The sequence below is a fragment of the Pseudomonas sp. GM102 genome, from assembly GCF_000282555.1.
In the GTDB taxonomy this organism is placed as follows: Bacteria; Pseudomonadota; Gammaproteobacteria; order Pseudomonadales; family Pseudomonadaceae; genus Aquipseudomonas.
In genome coordinates this window covers 1-22,243 of the sequence record NZ_AKJB01000130.1, presented here as the reverse complement: position 1 = coordinate 22,243, position 22,243 = coordinate 1, and the positions used below count along the sequence as shown (strand labels likewise).

Sequence of the window (22,243 nt, the reverse complement as noted above, 5' to 3'; positions counted from 1 at the left end):
GGGAATGCAGCCCGGGACGCTCCGCGTCCCATCGAGAGCCGAACGCGGAGCGTCCGTTGAGGCATTCCCACGCGGAGCATGGGAACGATCGGTAGGTTGCGGGCATGGTTATTCATGACCTGAATAGCAGACAAACCCCAATCCCCAGCTACTATTGTGCCCAGCTCCCCTATCTATAAGAGGCTGCGCACATGAGTCTTTCCTCTTTCAAAATCGCTCACAAACTGATCACCGGCGCAGGTGCCATCGAGCAACTGGCCGCTGAACTCACACGCCTGGATGTTGACAACCCGTTGATCGTCACCGACGCCGCACTGGTCAAGTCCGGTACGGTAGAGCTGGCGCTGGCGCAGCTGGGCGAGCGCAGTTACGAGATTTTCGACCGGGTGTTGCCGGATCCGGAAATCGCCATCGTCGAAGATTGCATGCGGGTTTACCGTGAAGGCGGGCATGACGGGCTGATCGGCCTCGGTGGCGGCAGTGCCATCGACATCGCCAAGAGTGTTGCAGCCTATGCCGGTTACCACGGCGCCCTGGAAGACTTGTTCGGCATCGATCAGGTGCCGCGCAAAGGCCCGCCGCTGATCGCCATCCCGACCACCGCTGGCACCGGTTCGGAAGTGACCAACGTGGCCATTCTCTCCGACAAGGTTGCGCAGCTGAAGAAGGGCATTATCAGTGATTACCTGTTGCCGGACGTGGCACTGGTCAGCCCGCAAATGACCCTGACCTGCCCGCGCAGTGTCACCGCTGCCAGTGGCGTCGATGCGCTGGTGCACGCCATCGAGTCCTACCTGTCGCTCAATGCCTCGCCAATCACCGATGCCCTGGCCATTGGCGCGATCAAGCTGATTACCCAGGCGCTGCCCAAGGCCTACGCCAATCCATCCCACCTGCAAGCTCGCGAAGATATGGCCACCGCCAGCCTGATGGCCGGCATGGCGTTCGGCAATGCCGGGGTCGGCGCAGTGCATGCGTTGGCGTATCCGCTGGGTGGGCGTTTCAACATTGCCCATGGCGTCAGTAATGCCTTGCTGCTGCCGTATGTCATGACCTGGAACAAGATGGCTTGCGTGGAGCGCATGCAGGATATTGCCGAGGCCATGGGGGTGAAGACTGCTCATCTGAGCGCCAATGAAGCGGCGGACAAAGCCGTGGAGGCGATGACCGAGCTGTGCGCCGCGGTGGAAATCCCGCTGGGCCTGCGCAGTTTCGGGGTGCCCGAGGATGCGATCCCGGCCATGGCTGTGGAAGCCGCCGGTATCGAGCGCCTGATGCGCAATAATCCGCGCAAGCTGAGCGCCGTCGATATCGAGAAGATCTACCGGGCGGCCTATTAGAGCCCAATCATCGCAGCACGGTGCGCGCGTCAAAGCATGAGGTATACAATGCGCGCCATCGTGATTCTGCTCAAAAAAGGTGCGTCATGCAGCCCTTCGTCATTGCTCCGTCGATTCTCTCCGCCGACTTCGCCCGCCTGGGCGAGGAAGTGGACAACGTCCTGGCCGCCGGTGCCGACTTCGTGCACTTTGATGTCATGGACAACCACTACGTGCCCAACCTGACCATCGGCCCGATGGTATGTGCCGCGCTACGCAAGTACGGCGTAACTGCGCCGATCGACGCGCATTTGATGGTCAGCCCAGTGGACCGCATCGTCGGTGACTTCATCGAAGCCGGTGCGACCTACATTACCTTCCACCCGGAAGCCACGCAGCACGTCGATCGTTCCCTGCAACTGATCCGCGAAGGCGGCTGCAAGGCCGGCCTGGTGTTCAACCCGGCGACCCCGCTGGACGTGCTCAAGTACGTGATGGACAAGGTCGACATGATCCTCCTGATGAGCGTCAACCCGGGTTTCGGCGGGCAGAAGTTCATTCCCGGCACCCTCGACAAACTGCGTGAAGCGCGGGCGCTGATCGATGCCTCCGGTCGTGACATCCGCCTGGAAATCGACGGTGGGGTGAACGTGAACAATATTCGTGAAATCGCTGCTGCTGGCGCCGACACCTTCGTGGCCGGTTCGGCGATCTTCAATGCGCCGAACTACCAGGAAGTGATTGAAAAAATGCGCTCCGAACTGGCGCTGGCTCGCCCATGAGTGGCTTTGAGCAGCTGTTCCCCGGGCGTCTGCCGCGGCTGGTGATGTTCGATCTGGATGGCACGCTGGTCGATTCGGTCCCTGATCTCGCGGCGGCCGTGGATAACATGCTGCTCAAACTCGGGCGTCAACCTGCCGGTATCGAACCGGTGCGCGAGTGGGTTGGCAACGGCGTGCACATGCTGGTGCGCCGGGCGTTGGCTAACCACATCGACGGCGAGGGAGTCGATGAGGTCGAGGCCGAGCATGCCCTGGAATTGTTCAATGGCTTTTATGAGGACGGTCACGAACTGACGGTGGTTTACCCCGGCGTGCGTGACACCCTCAAGTGGCTGAGCAAACAAGGCGTCGAAATGGCGCTGATCACCAATAAACCGGAGCGCTTCGTCGCGCCGCTACTGGATCAGATGAAGATCGGCCGTTACTTCAAATGGATCATCGGTGGCGACACCCTGCCGAATAAGAAACCTGACCCGGCCGCGCTGTTTTTCGTGATGAAAATGGCCAACATTCCGGCGTCGCAATCGTTGTTCGTCGGCGACTCGCGCAGCGATGTGCTGGCGGCGAAAGCGGCGGGGGTCAAATGCGTGGCCCTCAGTTATGGCTATAACCACGGTCGGCCGATTGCCGAAGAATCGCCGGCGCTGGTGATCGATGATCTGCGCAAACTAATTCCCGGTTGCCTGGATCCGGCCGCTGAGATAACGTTGCCCGACGCTGTTCAATCCCCTCCTGGAAACGCCATCGTGGTGGTCACTCGCAAACTCTGGATGAAAGTCATCAAGGCCCTGGCCCGCTGGCGTTGGCGCGCCTGACTTGTTCCTGGCCGGCGTACCGGCGCGTTTGCACACCTGACCGTTAGACCCTCAAGCCACGAGGCACCTCATGATCCGCGAAGAATTCCTGCGTTTGGCCGCTGCCGGCTACAACCGCATCCCGCTTGCCTGCGAAACCCTGGCCGACTTCGACACGCCGTTGTCGATCTACCTGAAACTGGCCGACGAGCCCAATTCCTACCTGCTGGAGTCGGTGCAGGGCGGTGAGAAATGGGGCCGTTATTCGATCATCGGCCTGCCGTGCCGCACCGTGTTGCGGGTTCACGATCACCACGTCAGCGTGACCCACGACGGCGTCGAGATCGAAAGCCACGACGTTGAAGACCCGCTGGCCTTTGTCGAAGCCTTCAAGGCGCGTTACAACGTGCCGACCATCGCCGGTCTGCCGCGCTTCAATGGTGGTCTGGTGGGCTACTTCGGTTATGACTGCGTGCGCTATGTGGAGAAGCGTCTGGGCAAATGCCCGAACCCGGATCCACTGGGCGTACCGGACATTCTGCTGATGGTGTCCGATGCGGTGGTGGTGTTCGACAACCTCGCCGGCAAAATGCACGCGATTGTCCTGGCCGATCCATCGCAGGAAGACGCCTTCGAACAAGGTCAGGCGCGTCTGCAAGCGCTGCTCGAGCAACTTCGTCAGCCGATCACCCCGCGCCGAGGCCTGGACTTCAGCAAACAGCAATCGGCTGATCCGGTGTTCCGCTCGAGCTTCACCCAGAACGATTACGAAAAAGCCGTCGACACCATCAAGGAATACATCCTGGCCGGTGATTGCATGCAGGTCGTGCCGTCCCAGCGTATGTCGATCGACTTCAAGGCTGCGCCTATCGATCTGTATCGGGCGCTGCGCTGCTTCAACCCGACGCCTTACATGTACTTCTTCAACTTCGGCGACTTCCACGTTGTCGGCAGTTCGCCGGAAGTATTGGTGCGGGTCGAAGACAACCTGATCACCGTGCGCCCGATTGCCGGCACTCGTCCGCGAGGTGCCAACGAAGAGGCTGACGTGGCGCTGGAAAAAGACCTGCTGTCGGACGACAAGGAAATCGCCGAGCACTTGATGCTGATCGATCTGGGCCGCAACGACACCGGTCGGGTTTCGGAAATCGGTTCGGTGAAACTCACCGAGAAGATGGTGATCGAGCGTTATTCCAACGTGATGCACATCGTGTCCAACGTTACCGGCCAATTGAAGGCCGGGCTGACGGCGATGGACGCGCTGCGGGCGATCTTGCCGGCCGGCACCTTGTCTGGCGCGCCGAAGATTCGCGCGATGGAAATCATTGACGAACTGGAACCGGTCAAGCGTGGCGTCTACGGCGGCGCGGTCGGTTACTTCGCCTGGAACGGCAACATGGACACTGCGATTGCGATCCGTACCGCAGTGATCAAGAACGGCGAACTGCACGTGCAGGCGGGTGGCGGCATCGTCGCTGACTCGGTGCCGGCCCTGGAATGGGAAGAAACCCTGAACAAGCGCCGCGCCATGTTTCGCGCGGTGGCCCTGGCCGAGCAAACCCCGGAAAGCTAAGTGCGCAAACCTGTGGGAGCGGGCTTTTGTGGCGAGGGAGCTTGCTCCCGCTGGCCTGCGAAGCAGGCCTTCTGACGACTGCTGCGCAGCCGAACGCGAGCAAGCTCGCTCGCCACATGAGTACTTACTTCATAAAAAAACGCGGCGCCTGTAAGGGCTGCGCGTTTTTTGTGCCTGCCAGCTCCTACACAAACCGCTTACGCAAGGTCAGAAATCCAGCGTCACCCCAACGTTGATGCCCTGCTGGGTAAAGTCATCATCCTTGCGGAAAGAGTAATCACCACGCAACGCCAGGTCGGCGGTCAACTTGTGGCTGACCCCCAGGCTCACACGGTTCAAGTGGCTCTGCGGCGTATAACCTTCGAGCGTGAAGTCATTTGCCGGCAGACTGTTGAGGGCGATGTTTACCTTCTGAACGTCATCTTCGTATTCACGCTCGTAGGCATATTCGCCAAACACTTGGGTCTGACGGGTGAAGTTGTATTTGCCTTGCAAGCCGACACCCAGGCGTTTCGAGTCTCGGGTCTGATCATCAAAAGTCAGCGCTGTGGAGCGGTTGCTGTTTTCCGAATAGCCGTCGACTTCCGCTTTTGCGTAATCGGCGCTGATGAACGGTGACAGGTGCCATTCGCTGCCCGGTTGGGCAATGTCATAGCCAAGGCGAGTACTGAAGGCCCAGAGATGGCCATCGGTATCACCCTTTTCCGCGCCTTCGCTGGCACCCAGGTCGAATTTGCGTTCGAGGTTGTCGTAATCCAGTTTGCCACCGGTCAACGCGGCATCGGCCCACCAGCGATTCTGCTGGAACTGGGCGAAGGCGGTCGCTAGATAGCTATTGAGTTTGTAGTCCGAATCGTTGTTGCCTGCTTCCAGGTTCTGACGATAGAAGCCTGCTGCGACACCGACGCGCCAGGCTTCACTAAGGCGATAGCTGCCGCCGATATTCAGGTTGTAGCCGCTACCGTCGGCGCTGGCGCCGCTGCTTTGGCTATCGACATCCAGATGCTGGCCACCGCCGGCGACAATCGCGCGCCATTGGCCGACCGCCTGCCAGTTCTCCCAGTCCGATTGCCATTGACTGCGCAGTTCGTCCTGGTGCGCACGCAAGGTAGCGTGGGCCATTTCCGGCAGCAATGTCAGCTCCCACGGCGCAGCCAGAAGGGAGTAGGCGTAGTCGGAAATCAGTTTTTGCCCGGCCTCGGTCGGATGGACCCCATCGTTGTAAATCAGCTTGCTGGGATCCGGCGTGGCACTGTTGATGCCATACGTAGGGTTTTCGGTGCAGCTGTTACCGCTGAAACAGGTCGCCGTCAGGTTCTGGCCTGTAGCAAAGCCGAATCGCGCCGGATCGGCGAAGGTTTCCTGCAGCAGCAGTGGAATGTTCAATGGGATGATTTCGGCATCGATCCCTGCCAGTCGAGTGACCAGTTGCCGGTTGAAGGCAGAGCTCAGTAGTGAGGTGGGTGTCTGCTGGGGCGTGCCATTGATGGCGGGCGTCAAACCCAGGTCGGGCAGCAGCCATACCACAATGTACCGGGCGCCGGCGGCCTGCAAGACCTGGACGCTGTTTGCCAGTCGATCCGCAGCGGCATTCGCCTGAGCGCCACTTTGTACCAGTCCCTGGAGAAAATCGTTACCACCCCCGGAAATGTAATACAGCGCATTCGGATCGGCGCTGAAGTTGTTTGTCGGCAGATAGCCCGAACGTGTGCGTTCACCTGTGGCGGATACGCTCGTGATCGAAGTGAGGATCTGGTCGGTGCGGTAACCTCCAACGGCCCAGTTATTGCCATCCGGCAGGCCCAGGTTCGCACGCGCCGCCGAGGTTGAAGCAGCCGTCTGGTCCGGTGAAAACCCGAGCCTGTCACCCAGCAGTTGGGTCGAGTTGGCGGAATAGACTTCGCCGCTGCCGTTCTGGTAAACCGGCCCGGTCCGGTTGGTGAAGCGCAGGGTCGAACCGGGAGGGCCGCCCGTATCGGTAAACTGCCCGGCATCGTTGAGGCTATCGCCGAAGACAATGAAATTCGAATAAGGGTTGGGCGCCGCGATCGCTTGGGTGCAGGCAATGGCGAGCAAGCAGCCGGCAAGCGGTACAGCCAACGTCTGTCTGATCATGAGCAAGTCCGTTTGTTATTGTTGTAGTGAGCAAAACGATGGTGCCAAAAACTATAGAGGCTGTTGCCGTTCGGCGCGAACCCGTCGATTGTTTCACGCGCGTCGATCGCCCATATTGCACGCTCTGCCCAGCTAAGTTACTGTGCCAAGACGTATAAATGAGACCTTCCCCGTGTTGATCGTCAGCAAACTTCTGGATCAAGTCATCAAGGCACACGCCCGTTGGCGTTGGCGCGCCTGAATCCTTCTGCCGGCCCGACCGGATCTTTACCGCTTTGCCTTCTTTTCCCGCAAGACAAACCGCTTTGCAGCGCGACCCCAGCGACTGACAAAGTGCAGGACGTTGCGGGTAAATCATTCGAAGGCTGTATTCAAAGTCAGTAAATTCAAGAGGTTCTTAACGCCATGTTGCTGATGATCGATAACTACGACTCTTTTACTTACAACGTTGTGCAATACCTCGGTGAGCTCGGCTCCCAGGTCAAAGTCGTGCGCAACGATGAACTCACCATTGCCGAAATCGAAGCCCTCAACCCTGAGCGCATTGTCGTGTCGCCCGGTCCTTGCACCCCGACCGAAGCCGGTATTTCCATCGAAGCGATCAAGCACTTCGCCGGCAAGCTGCCGATTCTCGGCGTTTGCCTGGGTCACCAGTCCATCGGGCAAGCCTTTGGTGGCGATGTGGTCCGTGCCCGTCAAGTCATGCACGGTAAGACCAGCCCGGTGTTCCACGAGGACAAGGGCGTATTCGAAGGTCTGAATCGCCCGCTGACGGTCACCCGTTACCACTCGCTGATCGTCAAGCGCGAAACCCTGCCCGATTGCCTGGAGCTGACCGCCTGGACCCAGCTCGAAGACGGCTCGGTCGACGAGATCATGGGGCTGCGCCACAAGACGCTGAACATCGAAGGTGTGCAATTCCACCCTGAGTCTATCCTCACCGAACAGGGCCACGAGCTGTTCGCCAACTTCCTCAAACAAACCGGCGGCACGCGCTAAGGACTTTCCATGGATATCAAGACAGCCCTGAGCCGTATCGTCGGCCACCTCGACCTCAGTACCGATGAGATGCGCGATGTCATGCGCGAAATCATGACTGGGCAATGCACGGATGCGCAGATCGGTGCGTTCATGATGGCCATGCGCATGAAGAGCGAAAGCATCGATGAGATCGTCGGTGCCGTGACGGCGATGCGCGAGTTGGCGGACAAGGTTGAACTCAATACCCTCGACGGCGTGGTCGATGTGGTCGGCACCGGCGGCGACGGTGCGAACATTTTCAACGTTTCCACCGCTTCTTCGTTTGTCGTTGCCGCGGCCGGTTGCACCGTGGCCAAGCACGGTAACCGTGCGGTGTCGGGCAAAAGCGGCAGCGCCGACTTGCTGGAAGCCGCGGGTATCTACCTGAACCTGACGCCAGTTCAGGTGGCACGCTGCATCGACAATGTCGGTATCGGATTCATGTTTGCCCAAACCCACCACAGTGCCATGAAGCACGCTGCCGGCCCACGCCGTGAGCTGGGCTTGCGCACGCTGTTCAACATGCTCGGCCCGCTTACGAATCCGGCCGGTGTGAAACATCAGGTGGTGGGTGTGTTCAGTCAGGCGTTGTGCCGGCCATTGGCCGAAGTTTTGCAACGTCTGGGCAGCAAACACGTGTTGGTGGTGCACTCTAAAGATGGCCTGGACGAGTTCAGTCTGGCGGCTCCGACCTTTGTGGCGGAATTGAAGAATGACCAGATCACCGAGTATTGGGTCGAACCCGAAGACCTGGGGATGAAGAGCCAGAGCCTGCACGGTCTGGCGGTGGAAAGCCCGGCGGCTTCCCTTGAGCTGATTCGCGATGCCTTGGGCAAGCGCAAGACCGAGAACGGTCAGAAAGCCGCCGAGATGATCGTGCTCAATGCCGGTGCCGCGTTGTACGCCGCCGACCATGCCAGCAGTTTGAAAGAAGGCGTTGCCCTGGCGCACGATGCGCTGCACACAGGCCTCGCTCGGGAAAAACTTGAGGAGTTGGGTGCATTTACCGCGGTATTCAAAGTGGAGAATGAGGGATGAGTGTACCGACGGTTCTGGAAAATATTCTGGCCCGCAAAGTCCAGGAAGTCGCCGAGCGTAGCGCCCGTGTGAGCCTGGCGGAGCTGGAAAACCTGGCCAAGGCGGCCGATGCACCCCGTGGTTTTGCCAAGGCATTGATCGAGCAGGCCAAGACGAAGCAGCCGGCGGTCATTGCTGAAATCAAGAAGGCTTCGCCAAGCAAAGGCGTGATTCGCGAGAACTTCGTGCCTGCGGACATTGCCAGAAGTTACGAGAAGGGCGGCGCGACCTGCCTGTCGGTGCTCACCGACATCGATTACTTCCAGGGCGCCGATGCGTATCTGCAACAGGCTCGGGCGGCATGCAAGCTGCCGGTGATCCGCAAGGATTTCATGATCGACCCGTACCAGATTGTCGAGTCCCGTGCTCTGGGCGCCGACTGCGTCCTGTTGATCGTTTCCGCACTGGATGACGTGAAAATGGCCGAACTGGCGGCGGTGGCCAAAAGCGTCGGTCTCGATGTGTTGGTGGAAGTCCATGACGGCGATGAGCTGGAGCGGGCCTTGAAGACACTCGACACGCCACTGGTGGGCGTGAACAACCGCAACCTGCACACTTTCGAAGTCAATCTGGAAACCACCCTCGACCTGTTGCCGCGTATTCCGCGTGATCGCCTGGTGATTACCGAGAGTGGCATTCTTAACCGGGCCGATGTCGAGCTGATGGAAATCAGCGACGTGTATGCGTTCCTGGTCGGCGAAGCGTTCATGCGCGCCGAAAGCCCGGGTACCGAGTTGCAGCGCCTGTTCTTTCCCGAGCGTGGCATTCCAGTGAGCGGTTCTACGCTCGACTGATTACACGCAGACCGAGTCGACCCCATCGCGAGCAGGCTCGCTCCCACAAGAGATCTACTAACATCGGAGATCCAATGTGGGAGCGAGCCTGCTCGCGATGGCGGCATAAGTAGCACCACAGACTTCATGTCCAACGGAAGACCTTATGACCTCACCAACCCCTCTGACCATCGAAGCCGGCCTGCTCGCCGAGCAGGATCTGTTGGCCCATGTGTGCACCGGTGAGTCGGAGTTCGGTCTGCTGTTCTGGCAACCCACTGACCGCGCATTGGTCATGCCCCGCCGCTTGAATCGTCTGCCACAGTTCGAGGCAGCGTGCGAAGTCTCCGCCGCCGCAGGCTGGCCGGTATTGCTGCGCGAAACCGGTGGTGAGCCGGTGCCGCAATCAGCCTCGACCATCAACATCGCACTGGTTTATGCCCCTCCGCGCAGTGAAGGCGATCTGAACCGCATCGAAACCGGCTACCGGCGTCTGTGCGATCCGATCTGTCAGTTACTCGATGAGCTGGGCGGCACTTCGTCCTTGGGCGAAATCGAGGGCGCGTTCTGCGACGGTCGTTTCAACGTCAACCTCGATGGTCGAAAGATGGTGGGCACCGCCCAGCGTTGGCGCCAGAGCAAGGGCGGCCAGCGTCCGGTCGGCCTGGTGCACGGGGCGATGTTGATCGATGACGAGCGAGAGTCGATGGTCGCGGCGGTCAATCGCTTTAACGAAGCCTGCGGCCTGGAGCAGCGGGTTCGCGCTGAAAGCCACATCGCCCTGCATGAAAAGTTTGCCGCTCCTGAGGCACTGGAACGGCTCGGTGCGCTGTACCGACAGTTGCTGGCAGAAATGCTCGGAGCTTAAATTCCCGGAGCCTGGCTTTCGATCTTAGCGCGTGCCGAAGACCACCATGGTCTTGCCTTTGACGTCGACCAGGTTGCGCTCCTCCAGATCCTTGAGCACGCGGCCGACCATCTCACGGGAACAACCGACAATCCGGCCGATTTCCTGACGGGTCACCTTGATCTGCATGCCGTCCGGGTGGGTCATGGCGTCTGGTTGCTTACACAGCTCCAGCAGGCAGCGCGCAACGCGACCGGTTACGTCGAAGAACGCCAGGTCGCCGACCTTGCGCGTGGTATTGCGCAGGCGCTGTGCGATTTGTCCGCTGAGCACGTAAAGAATGTCTGGATCTTGTTGGGACAACTCGCGGAATTTCGCGTAGCTGATTTCCGCGACTTCGCATTCGACCTTGGACCGCACCCAAGCGCTGCGTTCCTGTTCCAGCCCCGCTTGTTCAAACAGACCCAGTTCGCCGAAAAAGTCGCCGGAGTTGAGGTAGGCAATGATCATTTCACGGCCGTCGTCGTCCTCAATCAGGATGGTCACCGAACCCTTGATGATGAAAAACAGCGTGTCCGAGCGGTCACCGGCACAAATGATGTTGCTCTTGGCGGCATAGCGACGGCGTTGGCAGTGCATCAACAGTTTGTCGAGGTTCTTGATTTTGGGTGTGGGGGTAATAGCAACCATGGTTGTATCCCGAAAAGACTGCACGGTATGTTTGTTTTTTTGTAGGCGCTGGCGAAGCCTGCGATCCTTTTATTCGCTGCAAAGCTGGCGATACGCCATTGATTTGGCGTCAGCTTAACAGACGCATTCCTTCAAGATTCGAGAATTTGCCTACGACGCAGATGGTTATGTCCTAGGAAGGCGAAGCGCTGCCAATCAAGGGCCCTGTGCTAAGCTGGCGACCCTTTTTTAGACAGTGGAGTCTTGGCGATGAAGGCACGCATCCAATGGGCTGGCGAAGCCATGTTCCTCGGCGAATCCGGCAGCGGTCATGTCGTGGTCATGGACGGACCGCCCGAAGCCGGCGGTCGTAACCTGGGTGTCCGGCCGATGGAAATGCTCCTGCTGGGTGTCGGCGGCTGCAGCAATTTCGATGTGGTCAGCATCCTCAAGAAGTCCCGTCAGGCCGTCGAAAGCTGCGAAGCTTTCCTCGAAGCCGAGCGTGCGACCGAAGATCCGAAGGTTTTCACCAAGATCCACATGCACTTCGTGGTCAAGGGCCGCGGGCTGAAAGAAGCTCAGGTCAAGCGCGCCATCGAGCTGTCGGCCGAGAAGTATTGCTCGGCCTCGATCATGCTCGGCGCGGCCGGCGTGGCGATTACCCACGACTACGAAATCATCGAACTCGGTTGAATCGATGTGCAGACTCAGGTGCTGCAAATTTTCTACCCGCGTAACATGCCGAACTAAGAGTTCCGAGTACAAAAAAAGGCGACTACATCGGGTAGTCGCCTTTTTTATTGCCGAAACGCGGTCCCTGTGGGAGCGGGCTTGCCCGCGATGGGGACGTCGCGGGCGCTGCAATACTTAGATCCGATAAGTACTCTTCGTCATCACCTTGGCCAACAAACTCATCCCGAACTTCACCGGTGCCGGAAAACGAAATCCACCTGCATCCAGCGCACTTTCAGCATGATGCTCTTCATCGATACGCATCTGCTCCAGGATCGCCCGGGATTTCTCGTCCTCGGCCGGCAGTTGCTCAAGGTGTTCATTCAGGTGTTTGCAGACCTGATGCTCGGTGGCAGCAACGAAACCCAGGCTGACTTTGTCGCTGATCAATCCGGCGACCGCGCCAATCCCGAATGACATACCGTAGAACAGCGGATTGAGGATGCTGGTGTGGCTGCCCAACTGATGAATGCGTTGTTCGCACCACACCAGATGGTCGATTTCTTCTTCGGCGGCGTGCTCCATGGCGGCGCGCACATTCGGCAGCTTGGCGGTCAGGGCCTGGCCTTGATACAGCGCCTGGGCACAGACTTCGCCGGTATGGTTGATGCGCATCAAGCCGGCGACGTGTCGGGTGTCCTCGTCGCTCATTTGCGCATCCGGCTGCACGATGGCAGGCGACGGACGGTAGGGCTGACCACTGAAGGGCAGCAAAGTACGCATCGCGGCATCGGCTTGCAGCAGAAGACGGTCAATTGGCGAGTAGTGACGTTGGGTAGTCATGCTGACCTCCGGGAAGAATCTCGGCGGCCAGTTTAACTCAATCGGCCGGGGGAGGGTTTGCGCTGGGTCATTTCCGGTGGGACCGACACCAATCCTGTAGGAGCGAGGCTTGCCCGCGAAGCTTTTGGCGCACATGAGAACGCCTTCGCGGGCAAGCCTCGCTCCTACAGGGGGCGGTTGATGAATCAGCCCGGCGGCCAGTGCATCTGGCGCTGACCCAGCACGTGCATATGAATGTGATAGACGGTCTGCCCGCCCAATTCATTGCAGTTCATGACCACCCGGAAACCTTCTTCACAGCCCAATTCCAGCGCCAGGCGCTGGGCCGTGAACAGAATATGCCCGGCCAAAGCCTTGTCGTCCTCGGTGAGGTCGTTAAGGGTGCGCACCGGTTTCTTCGGGACTACCAGGAAATGCACGGGGGCCTGTGGCGCGATGTCGTGGAAGGCCAGTACCTGGTCGTCCTCGTAAATGATCTTGGCCGGGATTTCCCGGTTGATGATCTTGGTGAACAGAGTATCCACAGCTGTTTTCTCCGTTGTTTAGGCTGGCCTGAGTGTAACCATGGGTTATGTCAGAGCCCAGTCTTTTGCCTTGAGGATTGATCAGCGCGGGCAATAGGCTTTGTTGACCATGCCCGCGATTGTCCGGGTCAGCCAGCGTGAGCCGAGCCGCGGCAGGAACGCGAACCAGCGATTCAGGCGACCGGGGATAATAATGGCGCGATTTTTCGCCAGCGCTCGCACGGTATAGAGCGCGACTTCTTCCGGGCTCATCAGCAAATTGCTCTCGACCAGTTTGTCGGTGTCCAGTTGCGCGGTGCGGAAAAACGCCGTGCGGGTCGGACCGGGGCACAGCACCGATACCTTGACCGCGCATTTCTTCAGTTCGACCCGTAAACCTTCGGAAAAATGCAGTACGTAAGCCTTGCTGGCGTAATAAGTGCTCATCCAGGGGCCGGGATGAAACGCTGCGACCGAGGCGACGTTCAGAATCTGCCCGCCGCCCTGCAAGGCCATGCTGTTGCCGATGGCATGGCACAAGCGAGTGAGGGCCAGGATGTTCACTTCGATCAAGTCTTGTTCGGTCATCCAGTCCTGGGCCAGGAATGGGCCGCAGGTACCGATGCCGGCACAGTTGACCAGCAAATCGATTTGCCGGTCGCCTTCCTCCAGCTCCAGCAAAAAACCGGACAGCCTCAGCGGCTCGCCCAGGTCACAGGCACGAAACAGCACCTCCACACCAAAACGTTGAGTCAGTTCAATCGCAATGCTTTCCAGCTGATCACGCTGTCGGGCCACCAGAATCAGGTCGCGGCCGCGCCGGGCCAGCGCTTCGGCCATCGCCAGGCCGATGCCGCTGGAAGCGCCAGTGATCAGAGCGTAACGGGTCATGCAGTTCTCCATCGCAACAGCTCCGCACCGGCGACGCAGGTGTCACGGGTGGGGAGCGCTGTTCATTCTTTCGCAGAGTCTACAGGGGGCTCGGCTGCTTCGGCTGCATCATCGGATGAATTTGGCGCCGGTTCGGCCTCATAGGCCGGCTCGACTTCAACTTCGTCGGGGATCACCGCGCTGCTTTGATAGGTGCTGTCGATGGCGCTTTCGTACTCATCCTGGATCGCGGTGAGGCCTCCAGTCAGTCCGCCCACAAACATGATTGCGATAAACAACAGCCACAGCGAAGCCAGCACCCTGACCGCGTTGCTATTGGGCGGTGGTGGTGCGCCATATCGGTTGGCCGTGTTGTTACCCGGCACAATCATTATGACAAACGGAAAAATGCTGCCCACGACCGGTACAAGGTTCAGCAGCCAAAGCCAGCCGGACCAGCCGATATCGTGCAGGCGCTGCACACTGAACTGGATGCTGATGAAGGCGAGCACCACGACCAGGATAAAGGCCAGCAGGCCAGCGAGAATCAAGCCGGCAGTCGAGTCCGTGCTAATGAGCGCGAAGCCGAAAATAGCCAACACGGAGCCAACGCCAAGCGTCACCAGCGTAAGAGCCATCGTCCAGGCCAGAAAGCGCAAGCGCCCGATGCGGCCAACGAAACTGAATGCCTTGAGTGCAGAAAACTCCGGCAGTGCTTCGCCGACAGAGGCACGGGGCGGTGCATAGGGAGAATCGGGATCTGCCGTGACGGGTTGGCTGTTGGCAGGGGCGTGTTCGTGAGCGTCGGACAGGTTCAGCTCGATCGAGAGTTCTGTTTCGATTCGGGCATCGATGCCGGTTTTCGTCAGTGCCTGAAGGTAAGTCTGCGCATCGGCGTGTGACAGGTCGCGCTTGAGTGCAACCGTCCGGCCACTGAACAGGCGCTCGATGGCCGCAACATCGCTTTTGAACAGCTCGGCGAGATTGAGCTTCGCGGTGGTGGCGTCAACACCTGGCTGCAGAGCGCCATCGAAGACGATCTTGAAACGGTTTTCGCTCATGGCCGAGGCATCCTTGTCGCGAGAGTTTGTAATAGACGGAGTTGCAAATATGAAGTGTAGGGCCAGCCGGATTGGGCTGGCCAAGTTTTTCTGTCAGCGCGGCCAGCGCTTGGGCAACGCCGCCGCCAGTTCCAGCGCATTGCGGTATTCGGTGTCGAGACGTGCGACCAGTTGATCGACACTCGGCAGGTCATCGATTTCTCCGACGCCCTGGCCTGCGGACCACACGGTTTTCCAGGCTTTGGCTTCATCGCTCAACGGCTTGAGCTTGGAGCCGAAATTCACCTCGCCCTTGCCTTGCAGGGCTGCCATGTCGAAACCGGCGGCCTCCAGGCTCCGGCGCATGAAGCTTGCCGGTACTCCCGACACCGCTGGAGTATGGACGATGTCTGCGGCTCTGGAAGTCAGGAGCATCTCCTTATACGCGTCAGGCGCATGACTTTCCGTGGTGCCGATAAATCGCGTACCGAAGTAGGCCAAATCCGCACCGAGCAACTGCGCGGCAAGAATTTCATGGCCATGGTTCAGGCAGCCGGCCAGCAACAAGGTCTTGTCGAAAAACTGTCGAATCTCGGCGATCAGCGAAAACGGGCTCCAGGTCCCGGCGTGACCACCGGCGCCCGCAGCCACGGCGATCAAACCGTCCACGCCGGCCTCGGCGGCTTTTTCCGCGTGGCGACGGGTCGTCACGTCATGAAACACCAGGCCGCCATAGCTGTGCACGGCGTCGACCAGTTCTTTCACGGCACCGAGGCTAGTGATCACGATCGGTACTTTGTGCTCGATACAGATCGCCAGATCCGCCTGCAAACGCGGGTTGCTGTTGTGGACGATCAGGTTCACCGCATAAGGCGCGGGGTTTTCCAGTTTCGCCAGGCCTGCTTCGATTTCTTCCAGCCAGGCCTTGAAACCGCTGCTCTCACGCTGGTTCAGCGCAGGAAAGCTGCCGACTACGCCATTACGGCAGCAGGCGAGTACCAGTTCAGGGTTGGAAATCAGGAACATCGGCGCCGCCATCACGGGCAGACGTAAACGTTGTTCGAGCAAAGCGGGCAGCGACATTGGAAGTACCCCGGGTGAATGATGCTTGTTGGATTAAAACGGCCGAACGACGACCAGAATTACGATAGCCAGCAATATCAGAACCGGCACTTCATTGAACCAGCGATAAAAGACATGGCTGCGGGTGTTTTCGCCACGGGCAAAACGTTTTACCTGTGCGCCGCACATGTGGTGGTAGCCGATCAGGATCACCACCAGGGTCAATTTGGCATGCATCCATGCACCTTGGGTGAAGTAGGCGCTTGGGTTGAGACTGATCAGCCAGATGCCGAACACCAGGGTGGCGATCATCGCCGGGCCCATGATGCCCCGGTACAGTTTGCGCTCCATGATACTGAAGCGTTCCTTGCTGACGGTGTCTTCGCTTTGGGCGTGATAGACGAACAGGCGCGGCAGGTAAAACAGGCCGGCAAACCAGCAGACCATGCTGACGATATGAAGCGCTTTGAGCCACAGATAAAGCATTTTTAGTTATTCCAAGGTTCACGGTAGCGAAGATAGTAGGGGGTAGAGCGTCCGCACGTCACCTTGACGGTTGTCGCAGGGCTGCGCGGCCCCTATTATCGACGGCTTTCCAGTGGGTTCGTTGAGGGCAGGTTTATGGTCAAGGTCGGTATCGTCGGCGGCACGGGTTACACCGGTGTCGAACTGCTGCGTCTGTTGGCACAGCATCCGCAAGCTGAAGTGGTAGTGATCACTTCCCGATCCGAGGCCGGCCTGGCCGTGGCCGACATGTACCCGAACCTGCGAGGCCATTACGACGGCCTGGCTTTCAGCGTTCCGGACATCAAGACCCTCGGGGCCTGCGACGTGGTGTTCTTCGCCACACCGCACGGTGTCGCCCATGCCTTGGCGGGTGAGTTGCTGGCTGCCGGGACCAAGGTCATCGACCTGTCGGCAGACTTCCGTTTGCAAGACGCCGATGAGTGGGCCAAATGGTACGGTCAGCCGCACGGCGCGCCGGAACTGTTGGAGGAGGCGGTTTACGGCTTGCCAGAAGTCAATCGTGAGCAAATCAAGCAAGCGCGCCTGATCGCTGTGCCGGGTTGCTACCCGACTGCCACGCAATTGGGTTTCCTTCCTTTGCTCGAAGCGGGTCTGGCGGATACTTCGCGCTTGATCGCAGACTGCAAATCCGGCGTCAGCGGCGCCGGTCGTGGCGCTTCTGTAGGTTCGCTGTACTCCGAGACGTCGGAAAGCATGAAGGCTTACGCCGTCAAAGGGCACCGTCACTTGCCGGAAATCCGTCAGGGTCTGCGTCGTGCAGCGGGCAAGGACGTGGGGCTGACCTTCGTTCCGCACCTGACGCCAATGATTCGCGGCATCCACTCGACGCTCTACGCAACTGTTATGGATCGCTCGGTGGATCTGCAAGCGTTGTTCGAAAAGCGCTATGCCAACGAACCGTTCGTCGATGTGATGCCTGCCGGCAGCCATCCGGAAACTCGCAGCGTGCGCGGTGCCAACGTTTGCCGTATTGCCGTGCACCGTCCGCAGGATGGTGATCTGGTGGTGGTATTGTCGGTGATCGATAACCTGGTCAAAGGCGCGTCGGGTCAGGCGGTGCAGAACCTGAATATCCTGTTCGGCCTGGATGAGCGCTTGGGTCTGTCCCATGCGGGCATGCTGCCGTAAGGCTTTATCCCGCTCAGCAAAAAGGCCCGTCGAACGGGCCTTTTTGCATTGTGGTCTGACAATTGGGTTGATTGATATACCGTAACAATAGTTGACCGATTTTCTGGGAGAAGCGGATAATGCGCGTCATCACGCATTATGGCGGCGTAACGCCGGGAGATAGTCAGCATGAGCGTCGAATCCTTCACCCCCACGGCTTTGCAATTCACCCACGGTGCCGCGCACAAGGTGAAGAGCCTGGTCGATGAAGAGGGGAATGATCGCTTGAAGCTGCGCGTATTCGTTACGGGCGGCGGTTGTTCAGGGTTTCAATACGGCTTCACCTTCGATGAAGAAGTGGCCGATGACGACACCATCGTCGAGCGCGAAGGCGTCAGCCTGGTGGTCGATCCAATGAGCTTCCAGTACCTGGCAGGTGCCGAAGTGGATTACCAGGAAGGTCTGGAAGGTTCGCGTTTCGTGATCAAGAACCCGAACGCTACCACCACGTGTGGCTGCGGCTCTTCGTTCTCGATCTGATCGCACCCTCACCGCATTACCAGGCGCCGCAAGGTCTCAGGACTCTGCGGCGTTTTGTTGTCTGGGGTTTCAGGCTCAGGCGGGGTAGATGGCGCCGAGTACGCGCAGGCCGCGGGCACCGGTGACACTCGGACGGTTGGCCGCGATACCTTCCAGGCAGCAATGGGCCAGCCAGGCGAAGGCCATGGCTTCGACCCAGTCCGGGTCCACTCCATACGCAGCAGTGCTGCTGACTTTCGCGTTCGGCAACAGGCTGGCCAGGCGCTTCATCAGCGTGGCGTTGTGTGCGCCGCCACCACAAACCAGCAGCTCCCGGGTATCCGATTGGGCGCTTTGCAATGACTCGACAATGGTCAGCGCAGTCAGTTCAAGCAGCGTGGCCTGTACGTCTTCGGCAGCGAAGGTCTGTAGCCGTGACAGATGCTGCATCAGCCATGGCAGATTGAACACTTCGCGGCCGGTGCTCTTCGGGCCTTGAGTCACAAAGAACGGATCACTGAGCAGCTCGTTCAACAGGACAGGTACCACCTTGCCACTGGCAGCCCAATGGCCGTCACGATCAAAGTTGTCGCCGCGTTGCTGGTGAATCCAGGCATCCAGCAGGACGTTCCCGGGGCCGCAGTCGAACCCGGCAACAGGCTTGCCGGGTTCGATCAGGCTGAGGTTGCTGAACCCGCCGACGTTCAATACCGCGCGGTTGCCAGGCCGTTCTTCAAACAGGGCTTCGTGAAAGGCTGGAACCAGTGGGGCGCCTTGTCCGCCAGCGGCTACATCGCGGCTGCGGAAATCACTGACCACGGTGATGCCGGTCAGCTCGGTGAGTAGGGCGGGGTTGCCGATTTGCACCGTGAACCCACGCGCCGGCTCGTGGCGAATAGTCTGGCCGTGGCTGCCAATCGCGCGAATGTCGTCGGGTTTCAGGTTTTGTTGGTCGAGGAGGGTGTGAATGCCCTGTGCGGCCAGTTTCACCCAGTTCTGCTGGGCAATGGCGGAGCGGGCAATCTCGTCCGGGCCGCTGGCGCACAAGCCCAGTAGCTCGGCGCGCAGGGAATCAGGCATAGGGATGTAATGGGTGGCGATCAGCTTGATCGCCGGGGTTTGCTCGATCAACGCAATGTCCAGGCCATCAAGGCTGGTCCCGGACATCACACCTATATAGAGCGCCATGGCTTAGCGTTTCGAAGCCAGCTGAGTGGTTTTCTCTTGATCCATGCGCGCCATCAGCGGTTGGCTTTGCGCGAGGAAGCGTGAGCGTTCAGCTTTGGAGATCGGATCGGCCATCGCCACCTTCTGACCCAGCGGATCGACGTGCACGCCATTGACCTGGAACTCGTAGTGCAAGTGCGGGCCGGTGGAGAGACCGGTGGTGCCGATGTAACCGATCACCTGACCTTGCTTGACGCTGCCGCCAGTCTTGATGCCTTTGGCGAAGCCCTGCATATGACCGTACAGCGTGCGGTAGGTATTACCGTGCTGGATGATCACGGTGTTGCCGTAACCGCCGCGACGCCCCGCCAACAATACCTTGCCGTCACCGGCAGCCTTGATCGGCGTACCGCGTGGTGCCGCGTAATCGACACCCTTGTGGGCGCGGATCTTGTTCAGGATCGGGTGCTTGCGGCCCATGGAGAATTTCGAGCTGATGCGGGCGAAGTCTACCGGGGTACGGATAAACGCCTTGCGCATGCTGTTGCCGTCAGCCGTGTAGTAACTGCTGTTGCCTTGTTTGTTGGTGTAGCGCACCGCGGTGTAAGTCTTGCCGCGGTTGGTGAAGCGTGCGGAGAGGATCGGGCCGTTGCCGATTGCTTTGCCATTGACGACCTTCTGCTCGTAAATCACATCAAACTCGTCACCCTGGCGAATATCCTGGGCGAAGTCGACGTCATAGCCAAACACACTGGCCATATCCATGGTCAGGCTGTGGGACAAACCGGCTCGGGCGGCAGATTGCGACAGCGAGCTGTTGATCACGCCATGAACATAGGCGGAGCGAACTGTAGGTTTGGCGGTAATGCGATTGAACGCATAACCCTTGTCGTTCTTGGTCAGGCTGATGCTTTCCGTGTCGCTGACTTTGCTGTGCAAATTGGTCAGCTGGCCATCAGGGCTCAGTTCGAACTCAAGCTTCTGGCCATGTTTGAGCTGGCTGAACTGCTTGGCCTGCTTGTCGCTGGCCAGTACTTCATGCACCGAAGTGGCTGGAAGGCCGACTTTCTCGAACAACGTCGAGAGAGTGTCGCCTTTGCTGACAATCACTTCCCTGTGGCCTGGCGCCTTCTTCTCTTCGACGACCGGCGCGGGGGCGACTTGAGCGGTTTCCGGGGTGTCTTCGGCGCTGTTTTCGATCTGCGCGAAAGGGGAGGCCGCCGGCTCATTTGTGGCTTGGACGACGTCGGCGGCGTCTTGATCTTGTGTCAGTTGTTCTGCATGGCTTTCCAGTTCAAGACTCAGGGTCGTCTTTTTGGCTTCAACATCACTGGAAGGGAATACCAGAAGCGCCAGGCTAAGAAGGGCGGCGATGCCACTTGCTGCGAGCAGGTGGGTCTTCGGGTAAAGCGGCGGCGCTTTAGACGGTTCTGTGGTCATAGGTAATTTTGACTTTGAAAAGATGAATTGGAAAAGATGAATGACATGATGAAGACGAAATAACTGTATAAAATATAACCAAATCATCTCTTAAGCAAGTCTGCGAGCGCTCTGTCCGTGGATTGGCGTCCGCGCGCCGGGCAAAACTTGTATTTGGTGCGCGATCTTGTATGGTTGTTCCCCTTTGAATCTGAGCCTTGCGGGTCTGTTATGAAGTCGGTTGAAGAGCAGCTAGCGCTGATCAAACGTGGTGCAGAAGAACTGTTGGTCGAGTCCGAGCTGATCGAGAAACTCAAGCGTGGCCAGCCGCTGCGTATTAAGGCAGGCTTCGATCCGACCGCGCCGGATTTGCACCTGGGTCACACCGTGCTTATTAATAAGTTGCGCCAGTTCCAGGATCTGGGGCATCAGGTGATCTTCCTTATAGGTGATTTCACCGGGATGATCGGTGATCCAAGCGGCAAGAGCGCGACACGTCCTCCGCTCACCCGTGAGCAGGTTCTCGAGAATGCCGAGACCTACAAGACTCAAGTCTTCAAGATTCTTGATCCAGCCAGGACCGAAGTGGCGTTCAACTCCACCTGGATGGATCAGATGGGGCCGGCCGACTTCATTCGCCTGACTTCGCAATACACCGTGGCTCGCATGCTTGAGCGCGACGATTTCGACAAGCGCTACACGACCAATCAGCCAATCGCTATTCACGAGTTCCTCTATCCGCTGGTTCAGGGTTATGACTCGGTCGCATTGCGCGCGGATGTCGAGCTGGGTGGTACCGATCAGAAGTTCAATCTGCTGATGGGGCGTGAGCTGCAGCGTGGTTATGGTCAAGAGGCTCAATGCATTCTGACCATGCCGCTGCTCGAAGGTCTGGATGGCGTGAAGAAGATGTCCAAGTCGTTGGGCAACTATGTCGGTATCCAGGAAGCGCCGGGTGTCATGTACGGCAAGCTGGTCTCTATTCCGGATGTACTGATGTGGCGTTACTTCGAATTGCTCAGTTTCCGCTCCATGGAAGAGATTAACGCGTTCCGGGCTGACGTCGAAGCGGGCGCGAATCCACGTGACATCAAGATCAAGCTGGCCGAAGAGATCGTTGCGCGCTTCCATGGTGAAGAGGCTGCGGCCAATGCCCATCGTGCGGCGGGCAACCGTATGAAAGACGGTGAGCTGCCGGATGATCTGCCAGAGATCGAATTGACTGCCGCCGAGGATATGCCGATCGCTGCGGTCCTTAATAAAGCAGGGTTGGTGAAGAACTCCGCAGTGGCGCGCGATCTTCTGGGTTCTGGTGGTGTGCGTATAGATGGTGAGGTTGTCGATCGCACCTTTATATACGTACTGGGCGCGACCCATGTTTGCCAGGCCGGGAAGAAGGCATTTGCGCGTATTACGCTCAAATCCGAATAAAGCTGCAATCAGGGGTTGACGGCAGATTCTGGAAGTCTATAATTCGCCCCACTTCCGGCGCAGTCGAAACGGAAAACTCCTTGGTAAACAAAGAGTTATGCAGTTTTCGGCAG

General features: G+C 58.9%; 22 protein-coding genes. 12 read left to right on the top strand and 10 right to left on the bottom strand.

Annotated elements, in window-relative coordinates; translation table 11 throughout:
• The first annotated feature begins 191 nt into the window (after positions 1-191).
• From PMI18_RS02500 to trpE, 4 genes are all read left to right on the top strand, one after another.
• Positions 192-1,340 (top strand): iron-containing alcohol dehydrogenase, encoded by a 1,149-nt coding sequence (locus PMI18_RS02500; protein WP_007906894.1) that lies wholly within the window; start codon positions 192-194, stop codon positions 1,338-1,340.
• An 86-nt stretch (positions 1,341-1,426) separates the two neighbouring features.
• Complete coding sequence (rpe, locus tag PMI18_RS02505; protein ID WP_007906892.1) at positions 1,427-2,101, top strand: ribulose-phosphate 3-epimerase; 675 nt, start codon at positions 1,427-1,429, stop codon at positions 2,099-2,101.
• Complete coding sequence (locus tag PMI18_RS02510) at positions 2,098-2,916, top strand: phosphoglycolate phosphatase (RefSeq protein WP_007906890.1); 819 nt, start codon at positions 2,098-2,100, stop codon at positions 2,914-2,916. The genes rpe and PMI18_RS02510 overlap by 4 nt, the downstream gene beginning before the upstream one ends.
• 70 nt (positions 2,917-2,986) lie before the next feature.
• The gene (trpE, locus tag PMI18_RS02515; RefSeq protein ID WP_007906889.1) at positions 2,987-4,468 is read left to right on the top strand and encodes an anthranilate synthase component I; all 1,482 of its coding nucleotides are present in this window, start codon (positions 2,987-2,989) and stop codon (positions 4,466-4,468) included.
• Positions 4,469-4,675: 207 nt separating this feature from the next.
• On the opposite strand, the gene estP is transcribed toward trpE, so the two are convergent.
• Positions 4,676-6,583: an esterase EstP gene (estP, locus tag PMI18_RS02520; protein ID WP_007906887.1), complete on the bottom strand. Its 1,908-nt coding sequence runs from the start codon at positions 6,581-6,583 to the stop codon at positions 4,676-4,678.
• A gap of 405 nt (positions 6,584-6,988) precedes the next feature.
• Between estP and PMI18_RS02525 the strand changes: the two genes are divergently transcribed.
• The 4 genes from PMI18_RS02525 to PMI18_RS02540 all read left to right on the top strand — a co-directional run bounded on the left by PMI18_RS02525 (position 6,989) and on the right by PMI18_RS02540 (position 10,321).
• Complete coding sequence (locus tag PMI18_RS02525; RefSeq protein WP_007906885.1) at positions 6,989-7,582, top strand: aminodeoxychorismate/anthranilate synthase component II; 594 nt, start codon at positions 6,989-6,991, stop codon at positions 7,580-7,582.
• 9 nt (positions 7,583-7,591) lie between these two features.
• Positions 7,592-8,641, top strand: a complete 1,050-nt coding sequence (trpD, locus tag PMI18_RS02530; RefSeq protein WP_007906883.1) for an anthranilate phosphoribosyltransferase — start codon at positions 7,592-7,594, stop codon at positions 8,639-8,641.
• Positions 8,638-9,474 (top strand): indole-3-glycerol phosphate synthase TrpC, encoded by an 837-nt coding sequence (gene trpC, locus PMI18_RS02535; RefSeq protein ID WP_007906881.1) that lies wholly within the window; start codon positions 8,638-8,640, stop codon positions 9,472-9,474. The genes trpD and trpC overlap by 4 nt, the downstream gene beginning before the upstream one ends.
• A 145-nt stretch (positions 9,475-9,619) precedes the next feature.
• Entirely contained in the window at positions 9,620-10,321 is a 702-nt protein-coding gene (locus tag PMI18_RS02540; protein ID WP_007906879.1) for a lipoate--protein ligase family protein, read from the top strand.
• A gap of 24 nt (positions 10,322-10,345) precedes the next feature.
• On the opposite strand, the gene crp is transcribed toward PMI18_RS02540, so the two are convergent.
• Complete coding sequence (gene crp / locus PMI18_RS02545) at positions 10,346-10,990, bottom strand: cAMP-activated global transcriptional regulator CRP (protein WP_007906877.1); 645 nt, start codon at positions 10,988-10,990, stop codon at positions 10,346-10,348.
• A gap of 249 nt (positions 10,991-11,239) precedes the next feature.
• Between crp and PMI18_RS02550 the strand changes: the two genes are divergently transcribed.
• Positions 11,240-11,662, top strand: a complete 423-nt coding sequence (locus tag PMI18_RS02550; protein WP_003176451.1) for an OsmC family protein — start codon at positions 11,240-11,242, stop codon at positions 11,660-11,662.
• 174 nt (positions 11,663-11,836) lie between these two features.
• Here PMI18_RS02550 and coq7 read toward each other — a convergent pair whose 3' ends face one another.
• From coq7 to hemJ, 6 genes are all read right to left on the bottom strand, one after another.
• Entirely contained in the window at positions 11,837-12,484 is a 648-nt protein-coding gene (coq7, locus tag PMI18_RS02555; RefSeq protein ID WP_007906874.1) for a 2-polyprenyl-3-methyl-6-methoxy-1,4-benzoquinone monooxygenase, read from the bottom strand.
• A 185-nt stretch (positions 12,485-12,669) separates the two neighbouring features.
• Positions 12,670-13,008, bottom strand: a complete 339-nt coding sequence (locus PMI18_RS02560) for a histidine triad nucleotide-binding protein (protein WP_007906873.1) — start codon at positions 13,006-13,008, stop codon at positions 12,670-12,672.
• A gap of 81 nt (positions 13,009-13,089) precedes the next feature.
• On the bottom strand, positions 13,090-13,878 hold the full coding sequence (locus PMI18_RS02565; protein WP_033036890.1) for an SDR family NAD(P)-dependent oxidoreductase: 789 nt from the start codon (positions 13,876-13,878) through the stop codon (positions 13,090-13,092).
• Between the two features lie 62 nt (positions 13,879-13,940).
• The gene (locus tag PMI18_RS02570; protein ID WP_007906871.1) at positions 13,941-14,918 is read right to left on the bottom strand and encodes a DUF805 domain-containing protein; all 978 of its coding nucleotides are present in this window, start codon (positions 14,916-14,918) and stop codon (positions 13,941-13,943) included.
• A gap of 93 nt (positions 14,919-15,011) precedes the next feature.
• The gene (locus tag PMI18_RS02575) at positions 15,012-15,980 is read right to left on the bottom strand and encodes an NAD(P)H-dependent flavin oxidoreductase (RefSeq protein WP_007906870.1); all 969 of its coding nucleotides are present in this window, start codon (positions 15,978-15,980) and stop codon (positions 15,012-15,014) included.
• A 33-nt stretch (positions 15,981-16,013) separates the two neighbouring features.
• Complete coding sequence (hemJ, locus tag PMI18_RS02580; RefSeq protein WP_007906869.1) at positions 16,014-16,445, bottom strand: protoporphyrinogen oxidase HemJ; 432 nt, start codon at positions 16,443-16,445, stop codon at positions 16,014-16,016.
• Between the two features lie 135 nt (positions 16,446-16,580).
• On the opposite strand from hemJ, the gene argC reads away from it, so the two are divergent.
• The gene (gene argC / locus PMI18_RS02585) at positions 16,581-17,615 is read left to right on the top strand and encodes an N-acetyl-gamma-glutamyl-phosphate reductase (protein ID WP_007906867.1); all 1,035 of its coding nucleotides are present in this window, start codon (positions 16,581-16,583) and stop codon (positions 17,613-17,615) included.
• Positions 17,616-17,783: 168 nt separating this feature from the next.
• Complete coding sequence (erpA, locus tag PMI18_RS02590) at positions 17,784-18,134, top strand: iron-sulfur cluster insertion protein ErpA (RefSeq protein ID WP_007906865.1); 351 nt, start codon at positions 17,784-17,786, stop codon at positions 18,132-18,134.
• Between the two features lie 75 nt (positions 18,135-18,209).
• On the opposite strand, the gene PMI18_RS02595 is transcribed toward erpA, so the two are convergent.
• Both PMI18_RS02595 and PMI18_RS02600 read right to left on the bottom strand, forming a co-directional pair.
• A complete protein-coding gene (locus PMI18_RS02595) occupies positions 18,210-19,301 on the bottom strand; it encodes an anhydro-N-acetylmuramic acid kinase (RefSeq protein ID WP_007906862.1) in 1,092 nt (363 codons plus the stop codon).
• A 3-nt stretch (positions 19,302-19,304) separates the two neighbouring features.
• Positions 19,305-20,720 carry a peptidoglycan DD-metalloendopeptidase family protein gene (locus tag PMI18_RS02600; protein ID WP_007906861.1) on the bottom strand — a complete coding sequence of 472 codons (1,416 nt, stop codon included), beginning with the start codon at positions 20,718-20,720 and terminating at the stop codon, positions 19,305-19,307.
• A 210-nt stretch (positions 20,721-20,930) separates the two neighbouring features.
• On the opposite strand from PMI18_RS02600, the gene tyrS reads away from it, so the two are divergent.
• Positions 20,931-22,130, top strand: coding sequence for a tyrosine--tRNA ligase (gene tyrS / locus PMI18_RS02605; RefSeq protein ID WP_007906860.1), 1,200 nt, complete (start codon positions 20,931-20,933; stop codon positions 22,128-22,130).
• Positions 22,131-22,243: the final 113 nt, after the last annotated feature.